We start from the raw sequence: 7,481 nt of genomic DNA on the forward strand, positions 1-7,481 counted from the left end.
AAGGGACACCATGGGGATCCAGGACATTCCGCTCAAGACCCTCGCCGGGGAGGACACCACCCTCGGCGCGCTCGGCGGCAAGGCCTTGCTGCTGGTGAACGTCGCTTCGAAGTGCGGGCTGACCCCGCAGTACACCGGGCTGGAGCGGCTGCAGGAGCAGTACGGCGACCGCGGGTTCTCCGTCGTCGGCTTCCCGTGCAACCAGTTCGCCGGGCAGGAGCCCGGAACGGCCGAGGAGATCCAGGCGTTCTGCTCGACCACTTACGGTGTCTCGTTCCCGCTCTTCGAGAAGATCGAGGTCAACGGCGAGAACCGGCACCCGCTCTACGCCGAGCTGACCCGCACCGCCGATGCCGAAGGCGCGGCGGGCGATGTCCAGTGGAACTTCGAGAAGTTCCTCGTCGGCACCGACGGCTCGGTGCTCGGCCGTTTCCGCCCGCGCACCGAGCCAGAGGACGAAACCCTCGTCAAGGCGATCGAGGCGGCGCTGCCGAACTGACCTCGGCGTCGGCACTGCCCGCCGCGATCACCGCCCGGTTGCGGGCGGCCACGGTCGCGAGGTCGAGTTTGACGACCCGCCGGTCGTAGGTCAGGAAGCCGTTGACCTCGTTCTCCACATCGGTGATCTGCGTGTAGATCGCCCCTGCCAGGCCGGCTTCCCGCGCCAGCCGTTCCAGCCGCTCACTGAGTTCGACGTAGCGTTCGGTGAGCTGCTGGGCGGTCGTCGCCATTTCGTACGCCTGGGGTGGCCCCGGCCAGCGATGCTCGTCGAGAACGAGCCCGAGACCGCCGTATTCGCCGTCGAAGACGACCCGGTCGTCGTCCTTCGGCGGCTCACCGGGGCCCACGTAGGTGTGATCGTCGTAGACGTCGCCGACGCGGCAGTCGGGCCTGGAAAAACAGCAGTTGACGCCGCTGTTCGCGATGACCAGCCTGCCCGGATCCAGCTTCTTCACCGACTCCGCGATCCGCGCGGTGTCGAATTCGCCCCAGCCCTCGTTGAACGGCACCCAGCCGATGATCGAGGTGATCCCGCGCAGCTGCGTGATCATCTCGGTCAGTTCGGCCTCGAACCGTGCCTTCGCTTCCGGCACCGGATCCGGCGCCGGGCCGGGCGGGCCGTCGAAGGACACGGTCAGCGAGGGCATGTCCTGCCAGACCAGCAGACCCAGCCGGTCGGTCCAGTAGTACCAGCGTGCCGGTTCGACCTTGACGTGCTTGCGGACGGAGTTGAAGCCGAGTTCCTTCGTGCGCTCCAGATCGAAGCGCAGTGCGTCGTCGGTCGGCGCGGTGTAGATCCCGTCCGGCCAGTAACCCTGGTCGAGCGGGCCGTGCACGAACGTGACGCGGCCGTTGAGCGCGATCCGCGGGCGGCCGTCGGCACCGGGAACGACCTCGACGGTGCGGAGACCGCCGTAGCTGCCGGCTTCGTCGAGGACGTCGCCGTTCCGGTCGAGCAGGCGCACGGTCAGGTTGTAGAGGAACGGGTCCTCGGGGCTCCACAGCCGTGGCCGCGGAATGGCGACGCGTACCGGCTCGCCGACCTCGCCCGTCGCGCGCACCTGGTCGTCGCCGAAATTCGGCGACGCCACGATCTCGACCCGTGCACCGCCGGTGACCTGCGGGAGCACTGTGAATCCGGTGAGGTCCGACGTGATTTCGAGGGCCCTGACATGGGCTGCGGGCACGGGTTCGAGCCACACGGTCTGCCAGATCCCGGACGCGGCCGTGTAGCAGATACCGCTCGGGTCGTTGCGTTGTTTGCCGACCGGGAAGGTGGCGGTGTCGGTGTGGTCCTCGGCCCGGACGGTGAGCTCCTGCGACCCGGACGCGCGGAGGACGTCGGTGATGTCCGCGCTGAACGCGGTGTGCCCGCCTTCATGCGTCGCGACCCGCTGGTTGTTCACCCACACGGTCGCCGACTGGTCGACCGCGCCGAAATGCAGCAGTACCCGCCCGCCCCGCCAGTCCTCCGGGATCTCGAACACGCGCCGGTACCAGAGGACCTCGTCGTGCCTGCCGATTCCGGACAGGGCGGATTCGGGCGGGAAGGGCACCAGGATGCGTTCGCCGTAGCCGGACGGCCGCGGCTCGTCGCCGGAAACCGGCCATCCGGCGTACTCCCAGACGCCGTTGAGGTTCAGCCAGCGTGGCCGGGTGAGCTGGGGCCTCGGGTATTCGGGCGGGACATCGCCGGGCCCGGCCCGAGCGGTCCACGGCGTCGACAGCGGCGGGTCCACATGCTCGAGAAAAGTCATCACCTCCGATGGTGGCAGAGATTCACACAGCGACGGGTGAGCTATTTCACATCTCACCGTCATGGCTCAAACCACCTTCGCGGCCCCTCCCAGCTAACACCGTGTACCAAGACCGGCCGGCCCTCCGAACCACGCGGCGGGGGCGTCCGGGCGGGGCCAACTCGCGAGTAACCTCCTCCCATGCGCGTGCTGATGTTGTCCTGGGAGTACCCGCCCGTGGTCGTCGGCGGCCTGGCACGGCACGTGCACGCGCTGGCCCGCCATCTCGCCCGGCAGGGGCACGAGGTCGTGGTGCTGTGCCGGCACACGGCAGGCACCGACGCGGAAACACATCCACGCACCGACCGGGTGGTCGAGGGTGTGCGGATCATCCGGGTCGCCGAGGACCCGATGCACGTGACCTTCGAACGCGACCTCGTCGCCTGGACGCTGGCGATGGGCCACGCGATGATCCGCGCCGCGCACGACCTGCTGCGCGGCTGGCAGCCGGACGTCGTGCACGCCCACGACTGGCTGGTCACCCATCCGGCGATCGCGATCGCCGAGGCCGCGCGGGTCCCGCTGGTCGGCACGATCCACGCGACCGAGGCGGGCAGGCACTCGGGCTGGCTGTCGCACCCGCTGAACCAGCAGGTGCATTCGGTCGAGTGGTGGCTCGCGAACCGCGCGGACGCGCTGATCACCTGCTCGCAGGCGATGCGCGCGGAGGTGGCACACCTCTTCGAGATCGATGGCGCGGACGTCACGGTGATCCACAACGGCATCGAAGAGCGCAGCTGGCAGGTCCCGGCCGGCGAAATCGCCCGCGCCCGCGAGGTCTACAGCCCGGACGGAGCGCCCCTGCTGCTGTATTTCGGCAGGCTGGAATGGGAAAAGGGCGTACAGGACCTGCTCTCGGCGTTGCCGCGGATCCGCCGCGAGCATCCCGGTACCCGGCTCGTCGTCGCCGGAAAAGGGCGACACTTCGACGAGCTGGTCGACCAGTCGCGGCGGCTGCGGGTGCGGCGCGCGGTCGACTTCGTCGGGCACCTTTCCGACCGTGACCTGCGTGCCGTGCTGGCCGCGGCGGACGCCGTCGTGCTGCCCAGCCGATACGAACCGTTCGGCATCGTCGCGCTCGAGGCGGCCGCGGCGAAGGCCCCGCTCGTCGCTTCGACAGCGGGCGGGCTCGGTGAGGTCGTCGTACACGGCGAGACCGGGCTGGCGTTCTCGCCCGGCGATGTCACCGCGTTGGCGGACGCCGTCGAGACCGTGCTGAGCGACGGCGACGCGGCCACCCGCCGCGCTCTGGCCGCGCAGTCCCGTCTGGCCGCGGACTTCGACTGGAACCGGATCGCCGAAGCGACCGTCGCCGTTTATCGGCGAGCACGCCCCGGCGAACCGGCCGAGCTGGGCCGCCCGAAGATCGCCACCGGCAACGCCTTCGAAATCTGAACCCGAGATCTGAGGCGTAGTCAGCGCGGCACCCGGCCGGTCAACAAGCTGACTCGCACCGATTCGACGAACGACGCGTGGGGCGTCAGCGCCTCGTGGACCCGGGCGGCGAACTCCGCGCGTCGTTCCGGCGCGGGCAGCCGGTCCACGCTCATTGCCGAAAAAACGCCACCGACGATGGTGTCGACGTCGAGGTCTCCGGCGTACTCGACGGTCCGGACGCCGACCTGGTATCCGGCATCGGCCAGTTCCGCCCGGTACCGTTCGCGGCTGACCTCGTCGGTGCCGCACGTGCGAGTGAGCCGCGTGCCGAGCCAGTCCTCCAGAACGTCGCGCAAGGCGCGGGACCACGGAGTGGCCTGGAGCCACAACGGCTCGCCGTTCGTCACCACCGCGACCCCGCCGCCGGGACGCGACAACGGCCACAACGCGCGGAACAACGGGGCCGATTCCATCCAATGCAAGGCCTGGCCGATCGTGGTCACTCCCAGCCGATCGTCACCGAGCAACCTCCCGAGGGCGGGGACGTCGGTGTCGCCGCCGAGCAGCCACGTCACGTTGCGCACGTCCTCGTCCAGCGCCGCGCGCCGGGCCCGTACGAGCATGTCGGGCTCGGGATCCATGCCCAGCACGGCGCGGACCCGCGCCGCGATCGGCCGGGCCAGCTGACCGGTGCCGCAGCCGAGGTCGAGGACGACATCGGCGGCGGACAATCCGAACACCTCGGTCAGCGCGTCGAACACGGCGGGTGGATAACCCCGCCGGTACCGGTGGTAGAACTCGGTCACCTCGCCGCCGAATCCCAGGCTCATGTGCTCAGCCTGCCGCGACGAGGCTGTGGTGACGGACGCTTTCGCTTTCGGCTGAGCGCTTCCGGCTGAGCGCCTCCGCGGTCAGAAGACCGGCAGCAGGAGCCCGTGGCCGGATTTCGGCCGCGGGCCGTGGATCCGGCGGTCGGTCTCCGCGATCGGCACGTCGTTGATGCTCGCCTCACGGCGGCTCATCAACCCGTCGTCGCTGAACTCCCACAGCTCGTTGCCGTAACTGCGGTACCACCGGCCGTCGGCGGTCCGGCACTCGTACTGGAACCTGACGCCGATCCGGTTGCCCCGGAATCCCCACAGTTCCTTGCGCAGTGCGTAATCCAGTTCCCGTTCCCACTTCTCGGTCAGGAACTCGACGATCTGCGGCCGACCTACGACATACCGGTCACGATTCCGCCAAACCGAGTCCTCGGTGTAGGCGAGCGAGACCCGTTCGGGGTCACGGGTGTTCCAGGCGTCCTCGGCGGCCTGGACCTTCTGGCGAGCCGTGTCCTCGTCGAAGGGCGGGAACGGCGGACGTGGCGTCATCGGTTCTCCTTTCCGGCAAGGGAGAACGAACGTTCTCCTCCTGTGGGCTAGAGTAGAGAACGTCCGTTCTCCCCGCCAGAGGCAGGTGACATGGATCCCGCGGAAGCGACCGAACGGCTCCTCGAAGCCGCCGAGACGCTGTTCTACGCCCACGGCATACAGGCCGTCGGGATGGATGCCGTACGTGAACGCTCCGGCGTGTCCCTCAAACGGCTGTACCAGTGCTTCCCGTCGAAGGACGATCTCGTCGAGGCGTACCTGCTGCGGCGCGACGAGCGTTGGCGCGCTTCGCTGCGCGCCTTCGTCCGCGGGCACGGCAACGATCCTCTGGCGGTGTTCGAGTGGCTCTACGACTGGTTCCGCGAGCCGGACTTCCGCGGATGCGCGTTCATCAACTCGTTCGGCGAGTTCGGTGAACCCTCCCCCGGGATCCTCGCGGCCATCCGCAAGCACAAGGACGAAGTCCGCGCGTACATCCGCGAACTGGTGCTTGATCCGCCGCTCGCCGACAAGCTTTTCTCGCTCATGGAGGGCGCGACGGTCCTCGCGGCCATCAGCGGCGACGCCGGTGAAGCGGCCACCGCGCGCGAAGCGGCGGCGGTGTTGCTCAAGGCGCAAAAGCGGCGCCGGACATGAGCGAGCCCGGTGGCGGGGAGCCTCCGCCACCGGGCTCGTTCGGCCACACCGTCCCAAACCGATGTGGAACCCGGCCGTCCTTCGTCAGGTAAGGACGGCCGGAGCGCGAAACACTCTCTACCGGCGAGAGCGCATCGACACAGCCGTGCTCACCGAAGATCGGTGAGGTATCGGGCGTAGGCGCCCGTCGTGAGGAAGCTCGGCAACTTCTCGCCCAGCGCGGTTTCGGTGAAGATCGCGTACGCGTCGTCGACCCTGGTGCCTTCGCCGAGGTCGGCGCGCACCGAAGCCAGTTCGTCGTCCAGGAACTCGACGGCGAGTTCGCGGGTCAGCACTGTCCCGTCCTCGAGCTTCGTGCCGTTGCGGATCCACTGCCACACCTGGCAGCGCGCGATCTCCGCGGTGGCCGCGTCCTCCATCAGGTTGTGGATCGCGGCCGCACCGGTGCCGCGGAGCCAGGCGTCGATGTAGCGCAGCGCGACGTTGATGTTCGCGCGGACACCGGCCTCGGTGACCTCACCGCCCGCGCTCGCGACGTCGAGCAGATCCTCGGCGGTGACGTCGACGTCCTCACGCAGCTTGCCCAGTTGGTTGGGCCAGCCGCCGAGCACGGTGTCGAAGACCTCGCGGCACACCGGGACCAGGCCGGGGTGCGCGACCCACGAACCGTCGAACCCGTCGCCAGCCTCGCGTTCTTTGTCCTGGCGGACCTTTTCCAGCGCGGTGGCGTTGATCTCCGGATCGCGGCTGGGGATGAACGCGGCCATCCCGCCGATCGCGTGCGCGCCGCGCTTGTGGCAGGTGCGCACCAGCAGTTCGGTGTAGGCCCGCATGAACGGCACGGTCATGGTGACCTGCGCGCGGTCCGGCAGCACGAAGTCCGCGCCGTGCGAGGAGAAGTTCTTGATGACGCTGAAGATGTAGTCCCAGCGGCCGGCGTTGAGCCCGGCGGCGTGCTCGCGGAGTTCGTAGAGGATCTCGTCCATCTCGAACGCCGCGGTGATCGTCTCGATCAGCACCGTGGCCCGGATGGTGCCACGCGGGATGCCGAGTTCCCGTTGCGCCAGCAGGAAAACGTCGTTCCACAGCCGCGCTTCGAGGTGGTTTTCCAGCTTGGGCAGGTAGAAGTAGGGGCCGCTGCCGCGCGCGATCAGCTGACGCGCGTTGTGGAAGAAGTACAGCCCGAAGTCCACCAGGCTCGCCGAAACCGGGCGGCCGTCGATGCGGATGTGTTTCTCCACCAGGTGCCAGCCGCGCGGGCGGGCGACGATCGTGGCGGGCTCGTCGCCGACGACGTAGCGTTTCCCGGCCTCGGTGGTGAAGTCGATGTTGCGACGGATGGCGTCGTAGAGGTTGAGCTGCCCGTCGATCACGTTGTGCCAGGTCGGGGACGTCGCGTCCTCGAAGTCGGCCAGCCACACCTTCGCGCCGGAGTTGAGCGCGTTGACCGTCATCTTGCGGTCGGTCGGCCCGGTGATCTCCACGCGGCGGTCCTCGAGCCCCGGCGCGGATTCGGCCACGCGCCACGTCGGGTCGTTGCGGACGGCGTGGGTCTCGGGCAGGAAGCCGAGCGGCTGCTCACCGGACTGGAGCTTTTCGCGGCGCGTGCGGCGCGCGTCGAGCAGTTCGCTGCGGCGACCGGCGAAAGCGTTGTCGAGCTTGACCACGAAGTCGATCGCGGCGGGGGTGAGGATCTCGGCGAACCGGGCCCCGCCCGCCGCCCCCTCCCCCTCCCCGGGGGAGGAGCTCTGCAACAAGACACACCGACCGGTATTGCCGGTCTGGTGGCCGGCACGTTAAT

Annotated in this window: 7 protein-coding genes; 3 read left to right on the plus strand and 4 right to left on the minus strand. The window is 69.0% G+C overall.

All coding sequences use genetic code 11. The features are described 5' to 3' along the window. The first annotated feature begins 10 nt into the window (after positions 1 to 10). Complete coding sequence (locus ACFWX1_RS11785) at positions 11 to 499, plus strand: glutathione peroxidase (protein ID WP_378386380.1); 489 nt, start codon at positions 11 to 13, stop codon at positions 497 to 499. Here ACFWX1_RS11785 and ACFWX1_RS11790 read toward each other — a convergent pair. After that, positions 468 to 2,258, minus strand: a complete 1,791-nt coding sequence (locus tag ACFWX1_RS11790) for a glycoside hydrolase family 2 protein (protein ID WP_378386382.1) — start codon at positions 2,256 to 2,258, stop codon at positions 468 to 470. The genes ACFWX1_RS11785 and ACFWX1_RS11790 overlap by 32 nt on opposite strands. A gap of 180 nt (positions 2,259 to 2,438) precedes the next feature. Here ACFWX1_RS11790 and ACFWX1_RS11795 point away from each other — a divergent pair, with 180 nt between their 5' ends. Next, positions 2,439 to 3,692 (plus strand): glycosyltransferase family 4 protein, encoded by a 1,254-nt coding sequence (locus tag ACFWX1_RS11795; RefSeq protein ID WP_378386384.1) that lies wholly within the window; start codon positions 2,439 to 2,441, stop codon positions 3,690 to 3,692. 20 nt (positions 3,693 to 3,712) lie between these two features. Here ACFWX1_RS11795 and ACFWX1_RS11800 read toward each other — a convergent pair whose 3' ends face one another. Continuing rightward, positions 3,713 to 4,504, minus strand: coding sequence for a class I SAM-dependent methyltransferase (locus tag ACFWX1_RS11800; protein WP_378386386.1), 792 nt, complete (start codon positions 4,502 to 4,504; stop codon positions 3,713 to 3,715). 81 nt (positions 4,505 to 4,585) lie between these two features. Continuing rightward, on the minus strand, positions 4,586 to 5,044 hold the full coding sequence (locus ACFWX1_RS11805) for a nuclear transport factor 2 family protein (RefSeq protein ID WP_378386388.1): 459 nt from the start codon (positions 5,042 to 5,044) through the stop codon (positions 4,586 to 4,588). 90 nt (positions 5,045 to 5,134) lie between these two features. Between ACFWX1_RS11805 and ACFWX1_RS11810 the strand changes: the two genes are divergently transcribed. After that, complete coding sequence (locus tag ACFWX1_RS11810; protein ID WP_378386389.1) at positions 5,135 to 5,680, plus strand: TetR/AcrR family transcriptional regulator; 546 nt, start codon at positions 5,135 to 5,137, stop codon at positions 5,678 to 5,680. Between the two features lie 149 nt (positions 5,681 to 5,829). Here ACFWX1_RS11810 and aceB read toward each other — a convergent pair whose 3' ends face one another. Next, positions 5,830 to 7,434 (minus strand): malate synthase A, encoded by a 1,605-nt coding sequence (gene aceB, locus ACFWX1_RS11815; RefSeq protein WP_378386391.1) that lies wholly within the window; start codon positions 7,432 to 7,434, stop codon positions 5,830 to 5,832. Between the last annotated feature and the right edge of the window lie 47 nt (positions 7,435 to 7,481).

Source organism: Amycolatopsis sp. NPDC059021 (assembly GCF_042739895.1).
GTDB lineage: Bacteria > Actinomycetota > Actinomycetes > Mycobacteriales > Pseudonocardiaceae > Amycolatopsis.